The organism is Streptomyces sp. NBC_01341 (genome assembly GCF_035946055.1).
In the GTDB taxonomy this organism is placed as follows: Bacteria; Actinomycetota; Actinomycetes; order Streptomycetales; family Streptomycetaceae; genus Streptomyces.
Window position 1 is genome coordinate 836,556 of record NZ_CP108364.1, and the last position, 22,132, is coordinate 858,687.

The 22,132-nt window shown below is 71.0% G+C and carries 20 protein-coding genes; 9 read left to right on the top strand and 11 right to left on the bottom strand.

The window, feature by feature from the left end; all coding sequences use genetic code 11:
* Positions 1–137: 137 nt before the first annotated feature.
* Positions 138–554: a VOC family protein gene (locus tag OG206_RS03735; protein WP_327112119.1), complete on the bottom strand. Its 417-nt coding sequence runs from the start codon at positions 552–554 to the stop codon at positions 138–140.
* Between the two features lie 10 nt (positions 555–564).
* Positions 565–984, bottom strand: a complete 420-nt coding sequence (locus OG206_RS03740; protein WP_327112121.1) for a helix-turn-helix transcriptional regulator — start codon at positions 982–984, stop codon at positions 565–567.
* A 535-nt stretch (positions 985–1,519) separates the two neighbouring features.
* Between OG206_RS03740 and OG206_RS03745 the strand changes: the two genes are divergently transcribed.
* Together OG206_RS03745 and OG206_RS03750 are read left to right on the top strand one after the other, a co-directional pair.
* On the top strand, positions 1,520–1,921 hold the full coding sequence (locus OG206_RS03745; protein WP_327112123.1) for a hypothetical protein: 402 nt from the start codon (positions 1,520–1,522) through the stop codon (positions 1,919–1,921).
* Positions 1,922–2,185: 264 nt separating this feature from the next.
* The gene (locus tag OG206_RS03750) at positions 2,186–3,670 is read left to right on the top strand and encodes a SulP family inorganic anion transporter (protein WP_327112125.1); all 1,485 of its coding nucleotides are present in this window, start codon (positions 2,186–2,188) and stop codon (positions 3,668–3,670) included.
* A 129-nt stretch (positions 3,671–3,799) separates the two neighbouring features.
* On the opposite strand, the gene OG206_RS03755 is transcribed toward OG206_RS03750, so the two are convergent.
* The 5 genes from OG206_RS03755 to OG206_RS03775 all read right to left on the bottom strand — a co-directional run bounded on the left by OG206_RS03755 (position 3,800) and on the right by OG206_RS03775 (position 9,734).
* Complete coding sequence (locus OG206_RS03755) at positions 3,800–4,840, bottom strand: NAD(P)-dependent alcohol dehydrogenase (protein WP_327112127.1); 1,041 nt, start codon at positions 4,838–4,840, stop codon at positions 3,800–3,802.
* 63 nt (positions 4,841–4,903) lie between these two features.
* Positions 4,904–5,680 carry an SDR family NAD(P)-dependent oxidoreductase gene (locus OG206_RS03760; protein WP_327112129.1) on the bottom strand — a complete coding sequence of 259 codons (777 nt, stop codon included), beginning with the start codon at positions 5,678–5,680 and terminating at the stop codon, positions 4,904–4,906.
* A 340-nt stretch (positions 5,681–6,020) separates the two neighbouring features.
* Positions 6,021–6,989, bottom strand: coding sequence for an adenosine deaminase (add, locus tag OG206_RS03765; RefSeq protein WP_327112131.1), 969 nt, complete (start codon positions 6,987–6,989; stop codon positions 6,021–6,023).
* Positions 6,990–6,998: 9 nt separating this feature from the next.
* Positions 6,999–9,134 carry an MMPL family transporter gene (locus OG206_RS03770; RefSeq protein ID WP_327112133.1) on the bottom strand — a complete coding sequence of 712 codons (2,136 nt, stop codon included), beginning with the start codon at positions 9,132–9,134 and terminating at the stop codon, positions 6,999–7,001.
* Between the two features lie 105 nt (positions 9,135–9,239).
* Entirely contained in the window at positions 9,240–9,734 is a 495-nt protein-coding gene (locus tag OG206_RS03775; protein WP_327112135.1) for a MarR family winged helix-turn-helix transcriptional regulator, read from the bottom strand.
* Between the two features lie 337 nt (positions 9,735–10,071).
* Here OG206_RS03775 and OG206_RS03780 point away from each other — a divergent pair, with 337 nt between their 5' ends.
* A complete protein-coding gene (locus OG206_RS03780) occupies positions 10,072–11,601 on the top strand; it encodes an SDR family oxidoreductase (protein WP_327112137.1) in 1,530 nt (509 codons plus the stop codon).
* Positions 11,598–12,977 (top strand): cryptochrome/photolyase family protein, encoded by a 1,380-nt coding sequence (locus tag OG206_RS03785; protein WP_327112139.1) that lies wholly within the window; start codon positions 11,598–11,600, stop codon positions 12,975–12,977. The genes OG206_RS03780 and OG206_RS03785 overlap by 4 nt, the downstream gene beginning before the upstream one ends.
* A gap of 21 nt (positions 12,978–12,998) precedes the next feature.
* On the opposite strand, the gene OG206_RS03790 is transcribed toward OG206_RS03785, so the two are convergent.
* Together OG206_RS03790 and OG206_RS03795 are read right to left on the bottom strand one after the other, a co-directional pair.
* Positions 12,999–13,841, bottom strand: a complete 843-nt coding sequence (locus OG206_RS03790) for a DUF1206 domain-containing protein (RefSeq protein WP_327112141.1) — start codon at positions 13,839–13,841, stop codon at positions 12,999–13,001.
* Between the two features lie 90 nt (positions 13,842–13,931).
* Complete coding sequence (locus tag OG206_RS03795) at positions 13,932–14,477, bottom strand: DoxX family protein (protein ID WP_327112143.1); 546 nt, start codon at positions 14,475–14,477, stop codon at positions 13,932–13,934.
* 249 nt (positions 14,478–14,726) lie between these two features.
* Between OG206_RS03795 and OG206_RS03800 the strand changes: the two genes are divergently transcribed.
* A complete protein-coding gene (locus tag OG206_RS03800; RefSeq protein ID WP_327122175.1) occupies positions 14,727–16,742 on the top strand; it encodes an NADPH-dependent 2,4-dienoyl-CoA reductase in 2,016 nt (671 codons plus the stop codon).
* A gap of 33 nt (positions 16,743–16,775) precedes the next feature.
* Positions 16,776–17,348 carry a PadR family transcriptional regulator gene (locus OG206_RS03805; protein ID WP_327112145.1) on the top strand — a complete coding sequence of 191 codons (573 nt, stop codon included), beginning with the start codon at positions 16,776–16,778 and terminating at the stop codon, positions 17,346–17,348.
* Here OG206_RS03805 and OG206_RS03810 read toward each other — a convergent pair.
* Both OG206_RS03810 and OG206_RS03815 read right to left on the bottom strand, forming a co-directional pair.
* Positions 17,304–18,344, bottom strand: coding sequence for a hypothetical protein (locus OG206_RS03810; RefSeq protein ID WP_327112147.1), 1,041 nt, complete (start codon positions 18,342–18,344; stop codon positions 17,304–17,306). The genes OG206_RS03805 and OG206_RS03810 overlap by 45 nt on opposite strands.
* Positions 18,341–19,156 (bottom strand): phosphatase PAP2 family protein, encoded by an 816-nt coding sequence (locus OG206_RS03815; RefSeq protein ID WP_442805793.1) that lies wholly within the window; start codon positions 19,154–19,156, stop codon positions 18,341–18,343. Before OG206_RS03815 ends, OG206_RS03810 begins: the two co-directional genes overlap by 4 nt.
* A gap of 159 nt (positions 19,157–19,315) precedes the next feature.
* Between OG206_RS03815 and OG206_RS03820 the strand changes: the two genes are divergently transcribed.
* The 3 genes from OG206_RS03820 (at position 19,316) to OG206_RS03830 (ending at position 22,101) form a co-directional block, all read left to right on the top strand.
* Positions 19,316–19,984, top strand: coding sequence for a TetR/AcrR family transcriptional regulator (locus OG206_RS03820; protein ID WP_327112151.1), 669 nt, complete (start codon positions 19,316–19,318; stop codon positions 19,982–19,984).
* 201 nt (positions 19,985–20,185) lie between these two features.
* The gene (locus OG206_RS03825) at positions 20,186–21,205 is read left to right on the top strand and encodes an SPFH domain-containing protein (protein ID WP_327112153.1); all 1,020 of its coding nucleotides are present in this window, start codon (positions 20,186–20,188) and stop codon (positions 21,203–21,205) included.
* Positions 21,202–22,101: a hypothetical protein gene (locus OG206_RS03830; RefSeq protein WP_327112155.1), complete on the top strand. Its 900-nt coding sequence runs from the start codon at positions 21,202–21,204 to the stop codon at positions 22,099–22,101. Before OG206_RS03825 ends, OG206_RS03830 begins: the two co-directional genes overlap by 4 nt.
* The last annotated feature ends 31 nt before the right edge of the window (positions 22,102–22,132 follow it).

A 22,132-nucleotide genomic window follows, 5' to 3' on the forward strand; every position in this document is an offset into this window, starting at 1 on the left:
GGTGCGGGACCCGCACCGGGCACGGCTCGTCCGATTCCGTGCGTCCCTTTCCCAGGACGCCCGGGGGTGTGCACGGGGGCGCCGCCCGGGCGTTCAGGCCCGGAAGCGTAGCGCCCGCCCCCCTGCGGGGCGAGGAATCACCGCTCGCGGGGCTGGTTGAAGCGCAGCATGTTGCCCGCGGGGTCGCGGAACGCACAGTCGCGGACGCCGTAGGGCTGGTCGATCGGTTCCTGCAGCACGTCGGCGCCGGCGGCGCGGATCCGCTCGAAGGTGGCGTCGACGTCGTCGGTGCTGAAGATGACACCGCGCAGCAGGCCCTTGGCCAGGAGTTCCGCCATGACCTCCTTGTCGGCGGCCGACGCGTTGGGGTCCGCGAGCGGCGGCTCGAGGACGATCTCGACGCCCGGCTGCGTCGGCGGCCCGACGGTCACCCAGCGCATTCCCTCGAACCCGACGTCGTTGCGCACCTCCAGGCCGAGAACGTCCCGGTAGAAAGCGAGTGCCTTGTCGTGGTCGTCGACGGCGATGAAACACTGCGAGAGCTTGATGTCCATGCACGTCACGCTACGGGCGGGGTTCGGGTTTTGCTTCTCCATTCCTGACCGGTCGCGTGCGGATCTTGGCGACGCAAGCCGGGATGGCGGCGCCGTCGACGTGGTCGCGGGCCCGGTAGGCGCTGGGGCTCTCGCCGACGAGCTCGGTGAACCGGGAGCTGAACGATCCCAGCGATGTACATCCGACCGCGAAGCAGACGTCCGTCACCGACAGGTCACCCCGCCGGAGCAGTGCCTTGGCCCGCTCGATCCTGCGCGTCATCAGGTAGCTGTACGGCGTCTCCCCGTAAGCAGCCCGGAAGCTGCGGGAGAAGTGACCGGGCGACATCAGGGCCGTGCGCGCGAGGGCGGGCACGTCCAGCGGGCCCGCGTAGTCACGGTCCATCCGGTCACGGGCCCGACGGAGCCGGACGAGGTCCTCCAGGTTCACACGCCCAGCATCCCACAGGGCCTGAGGGCTGTGGCCGCCATCCCACAGGGCCTGAGGGCTGTGGCCGCGAAACTCAGTCGCCCCCCGTATCGGCCCGCCGAGGGCGCCGAGGAAGGGACGTACTCGACGCGAACCCCACCGACATGCATTTCCGGCCACAGCACTCCACCTTGCGGCCAATATTCGACGGCGAATTCGGCTTCAGGTGTTCCGGACCACCGGCTCTTCATTCCGTTTGCGCCATGTCGCGCCCACTGCCCCCTACGTGCCACCGAACCGATGTGCGAATATCACGCATTCCGCACACACCTCCGGATTCAGTGACCACGCACATCGCCGCCGGTCTCAGGCGTCGTCGCGGACCGAGGGCGCGGCCGGTGGTACTTGCGCAGGCCATCGGCACCCCGGCGCACGTGCCAACTCGTTCGCGCGTCGACTTCCGGACTCTTCACAAAGGGTTAACTCCATAAGCGCTTCCGCCTGTTAGCGTCACGAAGTAGGCATGGAAGGTGCGGAGCGAGGGAGGAGGAGAAAAGTGCGGGCAGCGGCAGTCCGGTTCGTACTCGCGCTCCTTATGAGCCTCCTCCTCGCGCCGCAACTCCCGCTCGCCGGTACATCCGGCCCCCATAGCCACGCCTCCGCTCAGGGAATTGACGCGGACCGGATCCCGGAAACGGCTCCCGAGAAGCCGAACCGGGAATACGGCACGTGCGGCGCGCCCGATCGCCGGGGCGAGCCGAACGGCCTCCTGCGCCACCGGGACCGCCATCGGTCCACCACCGCATCCGCCGTCGACACACCGGCGCGGTCCGCCGTCGCGGATGACACCGCCGGCCTGCTCGCTCCCGCCGCCGTCGCGGCGATGGGCAACGCGCAGCACACCTCCAGATCCTCGACCGCGCACTCCTCGCACGTACTCCAAGTGTTCCGCTGCTGAGCTGACCCGAGGCGCTCGAAGACCCGCTCCTGCCGGCGTCCCCTGTGACACGTCGGCGCGGAGCCGTGTCTTGCGGCCCTCCCGAGCCCCAGTTCGTACGTACACCGACGTGCCGTCCTTCGGCGCGCCAGGAGGAACCACTGGTATGCAACATCTCGTCGATCCCTCAACCTCAGAGGTCCCACGCTTCAGCGACACCGCTGCCTGGGCGCGCCCGCCCGGCGACGTCCGCCCGGCGCCCCGCCCCACGGGGTGAGCGCCGCCATGGACCGTGAAACGAAGTTTCCCTATCTGCGGCAGGACTTCGCCGCGTCCGTCGTCGTCTTCCTCGTCGCGCTGCCCCTGTGCGTGGGCGTGGCCGTGGCGTCCGGGGTTCCCGCTGAGCTGGGGCTGATCACCGGCATCGTGGGCGGGCTCGTCACGGGCGTCATGCGTGGCAGCAGTCTGCAGGTCTCGGGGCCTGCCGCCGGCCTGACCGTGCTCGTCTTCGAGGCGGTGCAGTCCTTCGGGCCGGCCGCACTCGGTGTCATCGTGCTGGCGACGGGGCTGCTGCAACTCGCCATGGGTGCGATGCGGCTCGGCCGCTGGTTCCGGGCCATCTCCGTCTCCGTCGTGGAGGGCATGCTGGCGGGCATCGGCCTCGTCCTCATCGCAGGCCAGCTCTACGCCGCCGCCGGCGTCGTGGCCCCGCGCACCGGAACCGGCAAGATCACCGGGCTTCCCGGCATGGTCGCGGAGGCGGCGTCCAGCACAGCCGCACTCACGTCCTTGGCGATGGGTGCCGGGACCATCGTCCTGGTGGCGGCGTGGAACAGGACGCCGAAGCGAGTACGCGCCGTTCCGGGCGCACTCGCCGCGGTCGCCCTGGCCACGGTGCTCACGCTGGTGTTCGGTCTGCCCGTCGCCACCGTGCGGGTCCAGGGCGTGCTCGACGCCGTCCAACTCCCCGCTTTCGACGAGCTCGGCGGGGCGGCGATGTTCGGGCTCCTGGGAACCATCGCCGCGTTCACACTGATCGCCTCGGCCGAGAGCCTGTTCAGCGCGGCCGCGGTGGACCGGCTGCACGACGGACCCCGCACCCGGTACGACAAGGAACTGATGGCCCAGGGTGCCGGAAACACGGTGTGCGGGCTGCTGGGCGCACTCCCGATGACCGCCGTGATCGTCCGTAGTTCGGCCAACGTGCGGGCAGGTGCGCGGACCAAGGCCTCACGCGTGCTGCACGGTGTCTGGCTGCTCCTTTTCGCAGCCCTGCTTCCCTCCGCGCTGGAGCTCATCCCCCTTCCGGCGCTGGCCGGCATCCTCATCCACGCCGGATGGAAGCTGATCCCGCTGCGCGCGATCGTGACGCTGTGGCGCGAGCACCGGGGCGAGGCGCTGATCCTCGTCGTCACCGCCGTGGCGATCGTTGCGGTCAACATGTTCGAGGGGGTTCTGACCGGACTGGCACTATCGGTCGCCAAGGCCGCCTGGGACGCCTCGCACATCAAGCTGGAGGTCGTCGACCGCAGCGACGGCTGCATTCGGGCACGGCTGTCCGGCAACGCCACCTTCCTGCGCCTGCCGAAGATACTCGACAGCCTGGAGGCCCTCCCCGACGACCGGCCCATCTCACTTGACCTGTCCGGCCTGAGTCACCTGGACCATGCCTGCCGCACGGCCCTGGAGAACTGGGCGGAACGGCACAGTGCGTCCGGGACCGAGCCGGTGCGACTGACCCGGACCGATGCGGTGACGACAGCCCCCTGACCCGGACCGATGCGATGACGGCAGCCCCTGAGCCGGCGGGCAGGGTGACGGCTGCACCAGCAGTGTGCGGGCAGACGAACGGCCCGCCGGGAGGCCCTGAAGGGAGCCCGGCGGGCTGTCGGTCCGCGATCAGCCGTTGGGCAGGATCACCGCGCGGCCGTTGATCTTGCCCGCGTGCAGCCGCTCGTAGGCGAGCGGGGCCTCGTCGATGGAGTACGTCTCGACGTGCACCTCGACGGAGCCGGCGTGGGCGAGCTCGATGACCTCGGCGAGTTCCCTGCGCGACCCCCAGTACGGCGCGCTGACCGACGTGGCGAAGGGCAGGACTCCGAATCCGACGGGCAGCAGCCCGCCACCGATCCCGACGATGGTCACGTCGCTGTCGATGGAGGCGACCGCGCCCGCCGTCTTCACCGTCGGCTCGGCGCCGACGAAGTCGAGGACCACCTCCGCACCGATGCTGCCCGTGAGCTCGCGGACCGCGGCGGCGGCGTTCTCGTCGGAGAGCACGGTCTCGTGGGCGCCGACGGCGCGCGCGAGTGCGAGCTTCTCCTCGGTGACGTCGAGGGCGATGACCCGTACCGCCGTCATGACCCGCAGCAGCTGGATGGCGACGTGGCCGAGGCCGCCGGTGCCGATGACCACCGCTGTGGCACCCGGACACAGTTTCGGCAGCGAGCGCTTGATGGCGTGGTAAGGCGTGAGTCCCGCGTCGGTCAGGGAGACCGTCCTGACCGGGTCGAGGCCGCCGATCGGCACCAGATGACGGACGTCATCGACGATCATGTATTCGGCCATGGCACCCGGACTGCCCAGCCCGGGTGGGTGAATGCCGAGGTCCGCGGCCCGCAGGCAGTAGTTCTCCCGGCCCTCCGCACAGTTCACGCAGGTGCCACAGCCCCAGGGGCCGTAGACGGCGACGGCGTCGCCGACCGACACACCGACGGCACCCTCACCGAGCGCGGTGACCGTGCCGACCCCTTCATGACCGAGCGTGAGCGGAAGGTCGTAGGGGAACCCCTCGGCGGGCCAGCTCATCACGGCGATGTCGGAGTGACAGACACCCGCCGCGCTGACCTTGAGCAGGATCTGTCCCGGGCCCGCTACGGGTTCCGGTATGTCGACGACCTCGGGGGCTGCGCCGACGGTGCGGTACTGGACGGCCTTCATGACTCTCCTTCGTTCTCCGTGCTTCCTTTGTGACCCCCGTGACGGCGGCGTGCCACTCGGGGCTCAGGAGGCGGAGTAGCCGCCGTCGACGAGGTGGTAACTGCCGTGGATGAAGGACGCCCGGTCGGAGAGCAGGAACGCGGCGAGCTCGGCGACCTCCTCCGAGGTTCCGAGGCGGCCCGCGGGGTGCAGGGATATCAGGTGCTCGCGGGCCGGACCGTCGGTGTCACGCAACAGGGGGGTGTCGATGAAGCCGGGCCCCACCGCGTTGATGCGGATGTTGTGGGCCGCGTATTCGAGTGCGGCGGTCTTCGTGAGACCGACGACACCGTGCTTGGCGGCGACGTATGCCGGGGAGTTCGCGAAGCCGTTGGTGCCGAGGATCGAGGACATGTTGACGACGGCGCCGCCTCCGGCGGCCAGGATGGCGGGGATCTCGTAGCGCATCGAGTAGAAGACGCCGCTGAGGTTGGTGGCGACGACCCTGTTCCAGTCCTCGATGCCGTACGCGCCGGTGGGCTGGGCGGGACCGCCGACGCCCGCGTTGTTCACGGCGAGGTGCAGGGCTCCGAAGGTGTCGACGGTGAACTGCACGCCGGCCTCGACGGAGGCGGGGTCGGTGACGTCGAGGACGACGGCGGCCGCACGGGCGCCCGCGGCCACCAGACCATCGGCCGCCTTGCGGGCGCTCACCTCGTTGTGATCGGCGACGACGACGGTCGCGCCGCTCGCGGCGAGCCGACGGGAGAGGGCCAGGCCGATACCGGAGGCGCCGCCGGTGACGAGGGCGATTCTGCCGTCGAACTCCGCCTGCTGAGCGGTGGGAAGGTTGGTGGTCATCAGGTAGTTCCTTGCTCGGTGCTGTGCGGCGCGGACCCGGCCTGCGCGGATTCCCGCAGGTTCACGGAGAGAGCGTCGAAGGCTTGTACGACGCATTCGGGAAGAGCGGCGGGAGCTTCTTGGTCAATGCTCTCGGTCGTCCTCCGCCGGGGCCTCCCCCGCCGGAGGGAGACGCGTCCCACTCGCTGGGGAGGTACGGCGCGCACGCCACTGTCACGGTTGGCTCATGAGCAACGACGAACGCAACCGCACGGACCTGCTGAGCCCCGCACCTCACTTGCGCAGCGCCCCGGTCATGTTCCGCCGCGTCGCGGAAGGGCCTGTGCTCCGCGGAGTACGGTCAGGTCGCGGCTCCCCCGCGCCGGAGCCTCTGCCGGGTGCCGTCGTCGCACAACGCTCCGGCGAGGCCAGCCGCATAGGCGTCCTGGGCGGTCACACCCAACCGTGCGGCACGTTCGTACTCACGGCCGAGATCGGTGCCGAACATGGCGGGGTCGTCCGTGTTGATCGAGCAGTGCACTCCGGCTGCGCGCAGCCGGGGCAGCGGATGCCCGGAGAGGTCCGCGACCACACCGGTGCGGAGGTTGGACGTCGGACAGACATCGAGCACGACACCACGCTCGGCGATCTCCGCAAGCAGGTGCGGATCCTCGGCCGCCCGAAATCCGTGCCGCACCCTGGCTGCGCCCAGGGCGAGCGCCTCCCGCACGGACTCCGGCCCGTCGGTCTCCCCCGCGTGCGGGACGAACGCGAGGCCGCCGTCCCGCGCGATCCGTATGGCGGTGGTGTACGGGGCGAGCGCGCTTCGCCGTTCATCCCCGCCGATGCCGATTCCGACGACTCCCCGGTCCCGGTAGCGCGCGGACACCACGGCACACTCCTCAGCCAGTTCGACCGGGCAGCCGCGGTAGAGGTCCGGGGTGAACGTCACCGTCACCCCGAACCTCTCCCGCGCCTCGACCGCCCCCTCGGCGTAGCCCGTGTACATCTCGTCCCACGCGATGCCGTGGGACTCCATCCGCTCGGCCGGCGAGAAGATTGCCTCGATGTACACGGCGCCGTGGCCGCTCGCCTCTCGTGCGTAGTCCACCACCACCTGGCGGAAGTCGTCAGCCCTGCGCAGGCAGTTGGTGGTCATCCGCCACACGTCGAGAAAGTGCCGGAAGTCGGTGAACGTGTAGAGCGCGGTGAGGCCCTCGACCGTGTCCGCCGGAAGAGCCTCCCCGTTGCGCCGGGCGATCTCCAGCAGCGCGGCCGGACGTATCGCACCCTCGAGATGGACGTGCAGTTCGATCTTCCCGGTCGGCATCGGGCCAGGCTATGCCACAGGTTTCACTCCGTCAGGTGCCTGCGTCTCCTTGTCGTCCCGGCTCAGTGCGCCGGGCCACCATGCGGTGCGCCCGATGTCCCTGACCAGAGCGGGCACCAGAAGGGACCGCACGACGAGGGTGTCCAGGAGGACACCGAAGGCGACGATGAACGCGATCTGGACCAGGAAGGCGAGCGGAATGACGCCAAGGGCGGCGAAGGTCGCCGCCAGGACGACACCGGCGGACGTGATGACTCCACCCGTGGTGGTCAGTCCCCTCAGCACACCTTGCCTGGTGCCGTGGATCAGGGACTCCTCCCGGACCCTGGACATCAGGAAGATGTTGTAGTCGACGCCGAGCGCGACCAGGAAGACGAATCCGTACAGCGGGACGGAGGAGTCCGTGCCGCTGAACCCGAAGACATGGCGGAACACCAGCGACGAGATTCCGAGGGTGGCGAGGAAGTTGAGGGCTACCGTCGCCACCAGGAGCACCGGCATCAGCAGGGACCGCAGCAGGCCGATCAGGATGACGAGGATGATGACGAGCACGACCGGCACGATGATGTTGCGGTCGTGTTCGGCGGTCCTCTGCGTGTCGTACTGCTGCGCCGTGTAGCCACCGACGAGCGCCTCGGCCCCGGGTACGGCGTGTACCGCCTCGCGGAGTCGTGTGACCGTCTCCTTGGCGGCGTCGCTGTCCGCCGCGGCGGACAGCGTGGCGTCGATGCGCACCCGGCCGTCCACGACGAGCGGTTCCCCACCACCCGGGCGGCCCGAGGTCGTCAGCACGGAGGCACTCGCGACGCCGTTCACCTTCTCGGCGGCCTCGACGACCTGTTGCGACCGGTTCGCGTCGGCGATGACGACGGCGGGGTTGCCCGAGCCGCCGGGGAAGTGCCGGCTCAAGGTCTCCTGCGCGGCGACGGACGGTGCGTCGTTGACGAAGATCTCCTCCAGCGGCACGCCCTTGGAGTTCAGGGTCGGCATGAACGCCGCGCAGGCGAGCAGGCCGATCAGCGTGACGGCCCACACCTTGCGCGGGGCACGGTCGACCAGCGCCGCGATCCGCGACCAGATCCCCGTCGAACCGGAATCGGGCTGCGTCTCCCCCTTCTTCGGGCCGGAGGGCCAGTACGCAGCCCGGCCGAGCAGGACGAGCACGGCAGGCAGGAAGGTGAGAGCACTCAGGACGGAGCACACGATGCCGATCGCACCCACCGGCCCCAATGCCCGGTTGTTCGTCAGGTCGCTGAGCAGGAGGGCGAGCAGTCCCAGTGCCACGGTCGCGGCGCTGGCCACGATCGGGCCGGCGGACTCGCGGAGTGCGGCGCGCATCGCGGTCCACCGGTCGGGCAGTCGTCCGAGCTCCTCGCGGAACCGGGCGGTGAGCAGCAGGGCGTAGTCGGTCGCGGCACCGATGACGAGGATCGACAGGATGCCCTGGACCTGCCCGTCGACCCGGACGACATCGTGATCCGCCAGTACATAGACGATCGCGCAGGCGACACCGAGTGCGAAGACCGCACCGATGATGATGATCAGGGGGAGCAGGACACTCCGGTAGACCAGGAGCAGGATGACGAGCACGGTGACCAGGGCGACTCCGAGCAGCAGTCCGTCGATGCCTGCGAAGGCGTCAGACAGGTCCGCCTGGGAGGCGGCGGGGCCTGCGAGTTGGACCACCGTCCCCGGGACGCGCTCGGCAGCGGTCCGGATGTCCGCGAGTGCGTCGGGGAGTTCGTCCCCGAGGTCCGGCCGGAGCTGGACGACGCCCTCCAGCGCCTTGCCGTCCTTGGACGGCAGCGCGGGGCTGACCTTGCCGGCCACTCCGGGCCCGCCCTCGACCGAGGTGAGCGCGGCGGTCGCAGCCTTCCGCTGCGCCGCGCCGAGCGGCTCGCCGTCCTCCTCGGACGTCCAGACGACGATCGCGGGTACGGTCTCCTGCTTGCTGAACGCCTTCTGGGCGCCGATGACACGGGTGGATTCGGCGCTCTGCGGCAGGAACGCCGCCTGGTCGTTGGTGGCGACCTCCCCGAGCTTCCCGGCGTACGAGCCGAACGCTCCCCCGACGACCAGCCAGGCGAGGACGAGGAAGACGGGTACAAGAATCAGCCGGCGAACCGGCTTCGATGCGGTGGACATGGCACTCCAGGGTCGGCCGCGATCTCTCAATAGTGATGTATCTCAATGATTGAGATTACATGCCGAACCGAGTCGTTCTCCACCGCCTACCCGAATGGCCCCGACTCAGCGCCGGGGGACCTGCATCCCGGAAAGTTCTTCGTTCATACGACCGAGAAAACGCAGCGCCGCCGCGAGCTCCTGCGGTTCGGACCGGGAGCGCGCACCCGCAGCCGCTTGGGCGAGGGGCATGAAGAACGAGCGTGCGGCCGCCTTGGCCCCGGACTCGTAATGGAGATGCACGACCCGCCGGTCCGCACTCTCGCGCGCGCGCCGGATATGGCCGGCGCGTTCGAGCCGGTCCAGGCACGCGGTAACCGCACCGGAGGTCAGGCCTAGGTGTTCGCGCAGCCGGCCGGGGGTCAGGGGCTCCTCCGAGTCGAGGATCGCGCCGAGCGCCTGCACGTCGGTGGCGTGGAGACCTTGGGCATGCGCGAAGGCGTGGACCAGACGGTTGATCTCGCCGTTCATCCGGCGCAGCTCCACGGCGAGGGCCTGAAGGTCCGACACTCCCGTCGCTTCCGAGCGCGATACGTCGCGAGCGTCGTCTGCTCTGTCCACCGCCTCATTCTAGGCCGGGTGCGATGACTTCCGGACTTCCTCGGCAGGACGCATACGGAGATCACGCGAAGACCGCTTGCGCAGCTCATCCGGCCTTTACGTTTCGACAGCCGCCTAGAAGAACGGCCGAACGCGTTCCCGCGTACGGAAGAAGGAGTGAACGCCACGATGGTGTTCAAGAAGGAGGACCCGCGAGCCCGCCACCCTCCCCGCCCGCACTGATGTCCACTCCGCCATCCCTGGGGTGGGCTTCGGCGTGTTGGAGTGCCATCGACAAGCGGAATACTCAGTACCGGGACACGGTGGACGCAGGACACACCAGCCGGAGCGAGGGGTCATGGAGAGCGAGAGCAAGGACGACAGCGGCAAGGACGACAGCGGCGTATTGCGGTGTCTGGTGACAGGCGCGTCGGGATACATCGGGGGCCGGCTCGTGCCCGAGCTCCTGGAGGCCGGCCACCGGGTGCGCTGCCTGGCACGCAGCCCGGAGAAGCTCCGCGACTACCCGTGGGCGGGGGACGCGGAAGTGACCAAGGGGGATGTCACCGACGCGGACTCCGTCGCCGCGGCGATGCGCGACATCGACGTCGCCTACTACCTGGTGCACGCGCTGGCCGGCGGGCCGGGCTTCGAGAAGACCGACCGCGAGGCCGCCCGCATCTTCGGTGAACAGGCGCGGGCAGCGGGCGTCGGACGCATCGTGTACCTCGGCGGGCTCACCCCCGACGACGTACCGGCGCGGGAGCTGTCCCCTCACCTGCGTTCGCGCGCGGAGGTCGGGCGCATCCTGCTCGACTCCGGCGTGCCGACGACCGTGCTGCGCGCGGCGGTCATTCTCGGTTCGGGCTCGGCGTCCTTCGAGATGCTGCGCTACCTCACCGAACGACTGCCGGTGATGGTGACCCCCAGCTGGGTCTCCACCCGGATCCAGCCGATCTCGGTGGAGGATGTCCTGCGGTACCTCGTCGGCAGCGCGCACATGCCCGCCGATGTGAACCGCGCTTTCGACGTCGGCGGTCCCGACGTCCTCACGTACCGCCACATGATGGAGCAGTACGCACGGGTGGCCGGTCTCCGCCGGGTGATCCTGCCGGTGCCGATGCTGAGTCCGGGGCTGTCAAGCATCTGGATCGGCGCGGTCACCCCCGTCCCCCGTCAGCTCGCCCGTCCACTCGCCGAGTCGCTGAGGTACGAGGTGGTGTGCAACGAACACGACATCGCCCAGTACGTCCCGGACGGCCCCGGGCAGCCGTTCTCCTTCGACAAGGCCCTGACCCTGGCTCTGAAGCGGGTGCGCGAGGCCAACGTGACCACGCGGTGGTCCTCCGCCTCCACCCCGGGCATTCCCAGCGATCCGCTCCCCACCGACCCGGACTGGGCGGGAGGCAGCCTCTACACGGACGTCCGCGAACTCGACGTGGACGCTTCGCCCGAGGCCCTGTGGCGGGTCATCGAGGGCATCGGCGGGGTCAACGGGTGGTACTCCTTCCCCCTTGCCTGGGCCCTCAGAGGATGGCTGGACCGGCTGGTCGGTGGTGTGGGGCTGCGCCGGGGCAGGCGCGACGCCCAGCGGCTGCGGGTCGGGGACTCGCTGGACTTCTGGCGGGTCGAGGAGATCGAGCCTGGCCGTCTGCTCCGGCTGCGCGCCGAGATGCGGCTGCCCGGCCTGGCCTGGCTGGAGATGTACGCGGAGACGAGCGAGGACGGCCGGTCGCACTACCGGCAGAGGGCCATCTTCCATCCTCTCGGGCTCCTCGGCCACGCCTACTGGTGGAGCGTCTCGCCGTTCCACGCCGTGGTCTTCGGCGGGATGGCCCGCAACATCGCGCGGGCGGCGAATCAGGGAAGGTCGGGTGGTCCGGCATGACCACCGCCGTCGTCCTGTTCACCTCCGACCTTCGTCTCCACGACCATCCGCCGCTGCACGCCGCGCTCGCGTCCGCCGACGAGGTGGTGCCGCTGTTCGTCCTCGACGAGGCCGTGAAGGCCGCCGGGTTCGACGCCCCCAACCGGCGTGCGTTCCTCGCCGACTGTCTTCGCGACCTGGACGCGGGGCTCCGCGAGCGCGGTGGGCGGCTGATCGTGCGGAAGGGCGACGTGGCCGAGGAGGTGGGCCGCGTCGTCACCGAGACCGGCGCGGGCTCGGTGCACATGGCGGCAGGCGTGAGCGCCTACGCCCATCGCCGCGAGGAACGGCTCCGCGAGGCGCTCGGGTCCACGGGCTGCAGTGTGCGGGTGCACGATGCTGTGATCACCGCGGTCGCCCCCGGAGCCCTGGTTCCCTCGGGCTCCGGGAAGGACCACTTCGGTGTGTTCACGCCCTACTTCCGCAAGTGGTCCGCCGAAGGGCTGCGCGAGCCGTTCCGGGCCCCTCGCACCGTGCGCGTGCCGGAGGGCCCCGGGTCACTCGCGCTGCCTTCCCGGACCGGTGTCAAGGGGCTCTCCCCCGGCCTGGCCGAGGGCGGCGAGGTGGCGGGCCGCAAGCGTGTCAACGCGTGGCGCCGCAGCGGAATCACCGCGTACGAGGACCTCCACGACGACCTCGCGGGAGACGCGACCTCACGGCTCTCGCCCCACCTGCACTTCGGGACCCTGTCGTCCGTCGAGCTGGTGCACCTCGCCCGCGCCGCCGGAGGCGCCGGCGCGGAGGCGTTCGTACGGCAACTGTGCTGGCGGGACTTCCACCATCAGGTTCTCTCCGCCCGCCCCGGCGCGTCCCGGACGGACTACCGCCCCCGGCATGACCGTTGGCGCACGGACAACGCGGTGGCGGGCGACACGGACGCCTGGAAGGAGGGCCGCACGGGCTACCCGCTGGTGGACGCTGCGATGCGGCAACTGCGCCATGAGGGGTGGATGCACAACCGTGGACGGCTGCTCGCGGCGAGTTTCCTCGCCAAGACGCTGTACGTGGACTGGCGGACCGGAGCACGTCACTTCCTGGACCTGCTCGTCGACGGGGACATCGCCAACAACCAGCTCAACTGGCAGTGGGTGGCGGGCACCGGGACGGACAGCCGGCCCAACCGGGTACTGAATCCCGTGACGCAGGCCAGGCGGTACGACCCGGACGGCGCATACGTGCGGCGCTGGGTACCCGAGTTGGCCGGGGTTTCCGGTTCCGCGGTGTTCGAGCCCTGGAAACGGCCGGCGAGGGAGCGGTCCGGCTCCGGTTATCCGGAGCCGGTCGTCGGGCTGTCGGAGGGGCTGGCCCGCTTCAAGGAGGCCAGGGGCCTCGACTGACGGGCCGGAGCCGCCTTCCGGTCAGACCTTGCGCCAGCGGGCGTTGGCCCAGGAGAACAGGCCGAAGGCGGCCAGCCCGAGCGCGATGAGGACGAGCAGCCAGGGGCCCGCGGGCGTCTCGGTGAAGGAGCGCAGGGTGTCGTCCATGCCCTTGGCCCGGCCCGGCTCGTGCTGGATGGCCGCGGCGATGGCGAATCCGCCCGCCGTGGCGAAGACCGCGCCCCGGACGGTGCCGCCGAACACGCCTACGACGTCGACCGCCTGACGGGTCCTCTTCGACATCTCGGCCATCTTCAGATGCTTGTGGTACTTGCGTGCGAGAGCGCGGAAGGCCATCCAGAGGCCCACGCCCGTCACCACGGCTCCGGCGATCCCCACGATCCACTGGCCGCCGGTCCATTCGAGGACACGCGCGGTGACGTCGTCGGTCTGGCGGTCGCTGGACCCGCTGCCGCTCGACTTGTCGCCGGCAGCGTAGGACAGGACGGAGTAGGAGACGAAGGCGTAGAAGACGAACCGCGCCGCAGCCATGGCGCGCTTCCCGGGCTTGTCTCCGTCGGCGCCGGCCTGGCCGAACAGCGCTTCGGAGAGGCGCCACAGGGCCATCCCCACCAGCGCCACACCGAGCGCCCAGAGCAGCACGTTCCCGAAAGGCTTCTCGGCTATCTCCGCGATGGCGCCGCCGCGGTCGGCCTGCTTTCCTCCCCCGTCGGAGAAGGCGATGCGCAGGGCCAGGACCCCCACCAGGAGGTAGATCACGCCGCGCGCGACGAAGCCCGCGCGGGCCCCGACGTCCATGGCGCGGCTCCGCGCGGCTCTTCTCGCCTGACCTCGCGCGTTCGTCGACAGTGCGTTCGCATTCATGCACTGCCTGATGCCCCTGAAACGGCGATCAATGCAGCAGAGCCACCGCGTGGGAGTGCCGCACGTCCGCCTCGGAGGTCACACGCCTGATCACGCGTCTTCGTCGGTGGCCGCCTGCGCCTGCGCCGCCTGCCCCTTGGCCCGGCGGCCGACCACGGCGGCAGCGGCGAGAGCGCTGCCCGCGAACGCGAGAGCCACGAACCACGACTGGTCGAACACGTGCCGGGTGGCATGGTCCAGGGAGTATCGTCCGGCGCCCGTCAGCCCGATGGCGGCGGCGGTGAAGCCCAGGAAGGCCGGGTACTCGTATCCCCCGCCGGTCGAGAAGAAGCCCGCGGGCGCGTGCACGGCGACGGCTCCCGCCATCGTGCCGGCTGCCGCGGCACCCGCCGCGGGAGTGGCGAGACCGAGGGCCAGCAGGACTCCTCCGCCCGCCTCGCCCAGCCCGGCCGCCAGGGCGCTGTGCTTCGGCGGGTGGAAGCCCATGGCTTCCATGGCCGCGGTGGTCCCCTCGATTCCTCCGCCGCCGAAAAGGTGGCTCAGCTTCTGGGCGCCGTGGACGGCCAGGACGGCGCCCGTACCGGCCCTGAGCACGAGGAGTCCGAGATCACGCCGGTTGATGCAGCTGCAAGTCATGGGTTTCTCCTGTCGACGAGGAGGAGTAACGGCGCCGAGCCGTACGCGATCCACTCTCCTCGGCCTGGGCTCGGGAGTCCGAAAGTGTTACTCCATTCGTGGGCCGCCCTTGCGAGGACCGGGACGCAGTCCTGCGGCGACTGCGAATCAGCCGTGCGGTGACTGCGACGTACGTCATTGTGCAACTAGTTGCATAAGGCCGTTCGGGTGGTCTACAACTGGCTCGACGACACCTGCGAGGAGACCCGGATGAGCCCGTATCCCACCCTGCTGAGCCCGCTCGACCTCGGATTCACCACGCTCCCCAACCGGTTGCTGATGGGGTCGATGCACATCGGCCTCGAGGAGGTCGAGCGCGGTTTCGAGCGCATGGCCGCCTTCTACGCGGCCCGCGCGCGCGGCGGGGTGGGCCTCATCGTCACCGGTGGGATCGCGCCCAGCGACCGGGCGTGCTCCTTCCCCGGCGGGGCCAGGATGACCACCGAGGCGGAGGCGGAACAGCACGCGCAGGTCACCGCGGCCGTCCACGCGGCAGGCGGCCGGATCGCGATGCAGATCCTGCACTTCGGACGGTACGCCCACCACCCGGACCTGGTGGCGCCGAGCGCCCTCAAGGCTCCGATCAGCGGGTTCACCCCGCACGCGCTGACGGACGACGAGGTCGAGGAGACCATCGAGGACTTCGTCCGCGCCGCGGAACTCGCGCGGGGCGCGGGTTACGACGGTGTCGAGATCATGGGTTCCGAGGGCTATCTGATCAACGAGTTCATCGTCGCCGCGACCAACCACCGCGAGGACCGCTGGGGCGGCTCGTACGAGAACCGCATCCGTTTCCCCGTCGAGATCGTGCGACGGGTCCGCGAGCGCGTCGGACCGGACTTCATCCTGATCTACCGGCTGTCCATGCTCGACCTCGTGCCCGGCGGTTCCACGCTGGAGGAGGTCGTCCACCTCGCCCGCGAGATCGAGGCGGCCGGCGCGACCATCATCAACACGGGCATCGGCTGGCACGAGGCGCGCATCCCCACCATCGCCACATCCGTCCCCCGCGGTGCCTTCACCTGGGTGACCGAGAAGGTCCGCGGCGCGGTCTCCGTGCCGCTGGTGACCAGCAACCGCATCAACACCCCCGAACTCGCGGAGGAGGTCCTGGCCTCCGGCCGCGCGGACATGGTGTCGATGGCGCGGCCCTTCCTCGCCGACCCGGACTTCGTGAGCAAGGCGTCCGAGGGCCGTGCCGACGCGATCAACACCTGCATCGGCTGCAACCAGGCGTGCCTGGACCACATCTTCAACCTGCAGATCACCTCGTGCCTGGTGAACCCGAGGGCCTGCCACGAGACGGAACTCGTGCTCTCGGCGACCCGTGTCCGCAAGCGCGTCGCGGTGGTGGGCGCCGGCCCCGCGGGGCTGGCCTGTGCGGTCACCGCCGCGGAGCGCGGACACGCCGTGACGCTGTTCGACGCCGCCGGTGAGATCGGCGGCCAGCTGAACGTCGCGCGGCGGGTCCCCGGTAAGGAGGAGTTCAACGAGACCCTGCGCTACTTCCGCACCCGGCTCGCCGAGGAGGGCGTCGAACTCCGGCTCGACACCCGGGCCACGTCCGCCGCGCTCGAGGATTTCGACGAGGTCGTCCTGGCCACCGGCGTAGAGCCGCGCTCCCCCGCGATCCCGGGCGTCGGACACCCCAGCGTCGTCAGCTACCTGGATGTCCTGCGCGACGGCGCGCAGGTCGGTGACCGGGTGGCGATCGTCGGGGCCGGCGGCATCGGATTCGACGTCGCGGAGTTCCTGACCGACGGGGGCCACGAGGCGAGCCTGGACCCGGAGGTCTTCTTCCGGCAGTGGGGCGTGGACACCGACTACGCGGACCGGGGCGGGCTGCGGGCACCGGAGCGTCCGAAGCCGGGACGCACGGTGCACCTGATCCAGCGCAAGGCCACGAAGGTCGGGGCGGGGCTCGGCAGGACGACCGGGTGGATCCACCGCACCGAGCTGCGACACCGCGGGGTGACGATGATCGCGGGCGCTTCGTACGACCTGATCGACGACGAGGGCCTGCACCTCACCGTGGACGGCGAGCAGCACGTCCTGCCGGTCGACACGGTGGTGCTGTGCGCCGGGCAGGAACCGCGTCGCGACCTGTACGAGGAGCTGCGCGCCGCCGGCCGGCCGGTGCATCTGATCGGGGGCGCGGACGTGGCCGCCGAGCTGGACGCCAAGCGTGCGATCCGCCAGGGCACGGAGGTCGCCGCGGAGCTGTGACGGGGCCCTGGCAGCCGTCTCTAGGATGCAGCCATGTCACTCCCGCACGCGATCCTCACCGCTCTGCTCGAGAAGCCCTCGTCGGGGCTGGAGCTGACGCGGAGGTTCGACCGGTCGATCGGCTACTTCTGGCCGTCCACGCACCAGCAGATCTACCGCGAGCTGGGAAGGCTGGAACAGGCCGGGCACATCAGGGTCCTGCCGGCGGCGCAGCCGGCCCGCGGGCGGAAGAAGGAGTACGAGGTGCTGCCCGCGGGCCGCGACGAGCTGTCGGCCTGGGTCCGGCTCACCGAGGACCCGCGGCCGGTCCGCGATCCGCTGCTTCTGCGGATGCGGGCGGCGGCGGTGGTCGGGGCCCAGGGGCTGGCCGGGGAGTTGCGGAGGCACCTCGTGCTGCACCGGGAGCAGCTGGGCGAGTATCTGGAGATCGAGGAGAGGGACTTCCCTCCCGGGCGGACCTCGGACGAGGACCGGCTGCGCCATCTGGTGCTGCGGGGAGGGATCGACCTGGAGACGTTCTGGACGGGCTGGCTGAGCCGGGCGATCGACGAGCTGGACGGTTCAGTCCCGCCGGTCGCGTCCCGCCCCGTGCCCGACGGTCTCTAGCGGGCGCCTCCTGAGCACCCGTGCCGGCCTCGGCCTCGGACGCGCGGCGAACGGTTCCGCGGCGCGCGGGGGACCCTGCTCCGCGGCTCGCGGAGCGACGGGTACGGGGTTGGAGATGACGACCCTCGACGGTGTGGGCGGTGCGGGCAGCACCGAGGCGGCCTCGGCCGGGCTCGCCGCCTGTGCCCGGCTGAGCAGGACCACCCCCCGAACGGCGGCGAGGCCGCCGATGAGCGCGGGGGCCAGTCCGGCCACCCCGCCCTGGAGTCGTTCGCCCAGGAGGACGAGCCCGATCGCGGCGGCCGCCACCGGGTTGGCGAGCGTCACCACCGCGAGCGGGGCACCGAGACCGCCGCGGTAAGCGGTCTGTGCGAGCAGCAGACCGCCCACGGCGAAGAGGGAGACGAGCAGCGCCACAGTCACCAGCCGCCAGCTGAGCAGCGGACCGGAGTGGTCGGTGGCCGCGACGGTCAGGGTCTGGGTGAGGGCGGAGGCCACTCCCGAGGTGATGCCCGATGCCGCCGCGTGCCGGAGGCCGGGCCGGGCACCCGGGCGGCTCAGCGTCGCCACGAGCGCCGTCGTCACCGCACCGACACCCAGGGCCTCGGGGAGGCTGAGGGTGTCGTGCGGTGCGGCGCCGCCCGCGGCCAGCAGCAGTGCGCCGAGGCCGAGGAGGGTGAGGAGCGTGCCGCGCCATTCCGTGCGGCTGACCCGGCGTCCGGCCGAGCGGGCGCCGAGCGGCACCGCGGCGACGAGGGTGAGCGCGCCGAGCGGCTGGACGAGGGTGAGGGGGCCGTACTTCAGGGCGGCGACGTGCAGCAGTGCCCCACCCGCGTTCAGACCGACCGAGGACCACCAGGCGCCCCGGCCCAGCAGGCGCAGCGTTCCCGTGGAGGGGTCGGTCCTGGCGGCGAGGCGGGCCTGGGCCACCGCGGCGGAAGCGTAGGCGGCGGCGGAGACCAGGGAGAGGGCGACGGCGATCAGTGTGGCGTTCATCGGCGCGCCCCCGGGCGTGCGAGGGCGGGCGAGGCGTACGTCTGGGCGGGGACGGCGCCCGGCCACGGCAGGTGGGCGGGGCCCTTGGTGCGCGGCAGCTGGAGGGCGGCGTAGGCCAGGGAGAGCAGGGCCACGACCACGAGCGAGTCGAGCCAGTAGTGGTTCGCGGTGCCCACTATGACGATCAGGGTGATCAGCGGGTGCAGCAGCCAGAGCACGCGCCACCGGGAGCGGGTCGCGACGATCAGTCCGACGGCGACGACGAGTGCCCAGCCGAAGTGCAGGGACGGCATAGCGGCGTACTGGTTGGCCATGGAGTCGCCCGCGGGGCTGTCCCCGTACACCGAGGGGCCGTAGACCTGAGCGGTGTCGACGAGGCCGGCCGCGTGCAGCATGCGCGGCGGTGCGAGCGGGAAGGTCAGGTGCAGCACGAGCGCCGCGCCGGTGAGCGCGGTCAGGATGCGACGTGACCAGACGTAGTGGCGCGGCCGGCGCAGGTACAGCCAGACCAGGAACGCCAGGGTCGCCGGGAAGTGCACCGTCGCGTAGTAGGTGTTCGCGGCCTCGACGAGGTGGCGGCCGTGCATGAGCAGACCCTGCACGCTCCCCTCGTCGGGGATGCCGGCGGCCCGCTCGAAGTTCCATACGTGTCCGGCGTTGCGGAAGGCCTCCTCGACGTGTCCGTTCACGGCCTGGCGGCCGAGTTTGTAGACGAGGAAGAGTCCTGCGACCAGAAGGAGCTCGCGGACGAGGGGCGGTCGGGCTGAGGTGTCCGGCTCCCGGTCCGCAGGCTCGCTGCGGGTGTACATCACCCGTGCCCCTTTGCTGACGGTGCGCTGTCATCGCGTCGGCATGGCCAGTCCGTGCCGCATCGATACGCCAGTGTACCGATACGTCGGCGTATCGGTACACGTGTGTTTCGGTACACTGGCGTACCGAGGGTCCCGCCGCAGCCGCAGAGAGGGAATCAGATGCCGTCGCCCGGTTCCGCACAGGAGACATCGCTCGCGTCACGCCGGTCGAAGATCACACCGGAGCGCCAGCAAGAGCTGTACGCCGCGGTGCTGGACCTGCTCCGGGAGAGCGGGTACGACTCGCTGACGATGGAGGGCGTGGCATCGCGCACACGGTGCGGGAAGTCCACGCTCTACCGGCAGTGGGGGTCCAAGCCGGAACTGGTCGTCGCCGCCCTGCGCTGCGCCCGCAGGACACTGCTCTCGGACATCGACACGGGCAGCCTGGCAGGCGACCTGCACGAGGCCGCCCGGACTGTGGACGCGGCATCCGGCCAGGACACGGCCCTGATGCACGCACTCGGTCACGCCGCGCTCCAGAATCCCGACCTCCTCATCGCACTCCGCTCCACACTGATCGCGCCGTCGATCGCCGCGATCGACACGATGGTCGAGCGCGCCGTGCGGCGCGGGGAGATCGCGGCCGACAACCCCGCCGCGGACTTCGTGGCCGCGCAGGTGATCGGAGCGATGCGCAGCAGGCCCCTGCTGGAGGGGCGCTATCCGGACGCGGGTTTCCTGACCCGCTTCATCGAATGCGCCGTACTCCCTTCCCTCGGGCTCCCGAACTGCCCGACCAGCCCCCCGAACTGCCCGACCGACCCCCCGGAGAGCGGGAGCCGATGAACGTGGGCCGTCGCTCCAGCGGATGACGACGGTCCACCTGCGCGCCGCACCGTGGGGACGGGGTCGGCGCACGGACGGCAGGCCGGCGGTTTCTACGGAAACCGCCGGCCTGCCGCGTTTCACACCCCCCCTTTTCGTCCTCTTGACGATATAGCGGAGCGGTCATTATCGTCTCCATGACGAGAAACGAGGGGGTACCAGATGGCCGACATCACCCGGCGCTTCGGCTGGCGGCACGTCCGCTCCGCGCCCACCGCCCACATCCGCCACCACAAGCGTGGCCGGCTCGCCCACGACGGTCCCGGCGCGAGCTTCTGGTTCCGCCCCCTGACCGCCGCACTCTCCGAGGTGCCGGTGGACGACCGCGAACTGGCGATGGCGTTCCACGCCCGTACCGCCGACTTCCAGGACGTCACCGTGCAGGCCACGGTGACCTATCGGATCAGCGATCCCGCGGAGGCCGCCGCCCGGCTCGACTTCTCCGTGCACCCCGACACCGGGGTCTGGCGCGGCGCACCGCTGGAGCAGATCGCGACCCTGCTGACCGAGACCGCGCAGCAGCACACCCTGGACGTCCTGGCCCGGACCCCTCTCGCGGCGGCGCTCGTGGACGGCGTCTCCGCCGTACGGGAACGGGTCGCCGCCGGCCTGGCGGCGGAGCCGCGGCTGCCCGCCACCGGCATCGACCTGGTGGCCGTGCGCGTCGTCGCCATCCGCCCCGAGGCCGAGGTCGAGCGGGCCCTGCGCACCCCGGCCAGGGAGCAGATCCAGCAGGAGGCCGACCGCTCGGTGTACGAGCGCCGGGCCGTCGCGGTCGAACGCGAACGCGCCATCGCCGAGAACGAACTGGCCAGCAGGATCGAGCTCGCGCGGCGCGAGGAACAGCTGGTGGACCAGCGAGGCACCAACGCGCGCCGGGAGGCCGAGGAGAAGTCGGCCGCCGACGGGGTGCGCACGGAGGCGGAGGCGTCCCGCACCGTCCGCCTGGCAGCCGCCGAGGCGGAGGCGGCGCGAAGCACCGGTGCGGCCCGTGCCGAGGCGCAGGCCGCGTGGCTGCGGGCACACGGGGACGTGGACCCGCGCACGCTGCACGCGTTGGCCGCCACCCGGCTGGCCGAGAACCTGCCGCGCATCGACAGCCTCACCCTCTCCCCCGACGTGCTGACCGGACTGCTCGCCAGGCTGGGAAGGCCGGAGGCGGGGACGGAGGCGGTGGAGTGACCCTGGCCCCGCGCGCGGTGCTCGTGCACCGCACGACCGAGTACGAGGAATTGCTGGCGCGCCACGGGACGCACGGCCAGGCCGCCTTCGTGCTGGCCGGCCGCGGCCGGTCCCTCGACGAGGTGGCGGAGCGCCACCGGCGCAACGTCCGGGCACTCGGCGATGTCGCCGCGGCGCTGCCCCTGAGGTGGCGCCGGACCCGGGTGGAGCGGGCCGGCCTGGACCGCTTCCTCTTCGGCCCGGAGGACGTGGTCGTCGTGGTCGGGCAGGACGGTCTGGTCGCGAACGTCGCGAAGTACCTGTCCGGCCAGCCGGTCGTGGGCATCGACACCGACCCGGGCCGCAATCCCGGAGTCCTCGTGCGCCACCGGTCGAAGGACACGGCGGCGCTCTGCCGCGCCGCCCTCGGTCCCGGCGCCCGGACGGACGCACTCACGATGACCGAAGCCGTGGCCGACGACACCCAGCGGCTCCTCGCACTCAACGAGATCTACCTCGGCTCACCCGGGCACCAGACCGCCCGCTACCGCATCGGACCGGACGCGGGCCCCGACGCCACCGAGGCGCAGGCCTCGTCGGGGGTCCTGGTCGGCACGGGCACGGGTTCGACCGGCTGGCTGCGTTCCCTCTGGCTCGAACGAGGCAGCCCGGTACGACTGCCCGCCCCCTCCGAACCCCGGCTGGTCTGGTTCGTGCGCGAGGCATGGCCCTCGCCGGTCACCGGCACCTCGGTGGTCGCGGGTGAGCTGGGACCCGGCGACGGCCTCAGGCTCACCGTCGAGTCGGACCGGATGGTGGTGTTCGGCGACGGAATGGAATCGGATGCACTGGAGCTGACGTGGGGCCAGTCCGTCCGCCTCGGGGTCTCGGACACCTCGCTCAACCTGGTCGCGTAGCTCCGCGTGTGAGGATGACGGAGCCCGACGA

What these genes read in the sequence shown, in the direction of transcription:
- OG206_RS03735 (WP_327112119.1), bottom strand. Translation starts at nt 554, where the DNA reads ATGGACATCAAGCTCTCGCAGTGTTTCATCGCCGTCGACGACCACGAC.
- OG206_RS03750 (WP_327112125.1), top strand. Translation starts at nt 2,186, where the DNA reads ATGGACCGTGAAACGAAGTTTCCCTATCTGCGGCAGGACTTCGCCGCG.
- OG206_RS03755 (WP_327112127.1), bottom strand. Translation starts at nt 4,840, where the DNA reads ATGAAGGCCGTCCAGTACCGCACCGTCGGCGCAGCCCCCGAGGTCGTC.
- OG206_RS03760 (WP_327112129.1), bottom strand. Translation starts at nt 5,680, where the DNA reads ATGACCACCAACCTTCCCACCGCTCAGCAGGCGGAGTTCGACGGCAGA.
- add (WP_327112131.1), bottom strand. Translation starts at nt 6,989, where the DNA reads ATGCCGACCGGGAAGATCGAACTGCACGTCCATCTCGAGGGTGCGATA.
- OG206_RS03770 (WP_327112133.1), bottom strand. Translation starts at nt 9,134, where the DNA reads ATGTCCACCGCATCGAAGCCGGTTCGCCGGCTGATTCTTGTACCCGTC.
- OG206_RS03780 (WP_327112137.1), top strand. Translation starts at nt 10,072, where the DNA reads ATGGAGAGCGAGAGCAAGGACGACAGCGGCAAGGACGACAGCGGCGTA.
- OG206_RS03785 (WP_327112139.1), top strand. Translation starts at nt 11,598, where the DNA reads ATGACCACCGCCGTCGTCCTGTTCACCTCCGACCTTCGTCTCCACGAC.
- OG206_RS03790 (WP_327112141.1), bottom strand. Translation starts at nt 13,841, where the DNA reads ATGAATGCGAACGCACTGTCGACGAACGCGCGAGGTCAGGCGAGAAGA.
- OG206_RS03795 (WP_327112143.1), bottom strand. Translation starts at nt 14,477, where the DNA reads ATGACTTGCAGCTGCATCAACCGGCGTGATCTCGGACTCCTCGTGCTC.
- OG206_RS03800 (WP_327122175.1), top strand. Translation starts at nt 14,727, where the DNA reads ATGAGCCCGTATCCCACCCTGCTGAGCCCGCTCGACCTCGGATTCACC.
- OG206_RS03805 (WP_327112145.1), top strand. Translation starts at nt 16,776, where the DNA reads ATGTCACTCCCGCACGCGATCCTCACCGCTCTGCTCGAGAAGCCCTCG.
- OG206_RS03810 (WP_327112147.1), bottom strand. Translation starts at nt 18,344, where the DNA reads ATGAACGCCACACTGATCGCCGTCGCCCTCTCCCTGGTCTCCGCCGCC.
- OG206_RS03820 (WP_327112151.1), top strand. Translation starts at nt 19,316, where the DNA reads ATGCCGTCGCCCGGTTCCGCACAGGAGACATCGCTCGCGTCACGCCGG.
- OG206_RS03825 (WP_327112153.1), top strand. Translation starts at nt 20,186, where the DNA reads ATGGCCGACATCACCCGGCGCTTCGGCTGGCGGCACGTCCGCTCCGCG.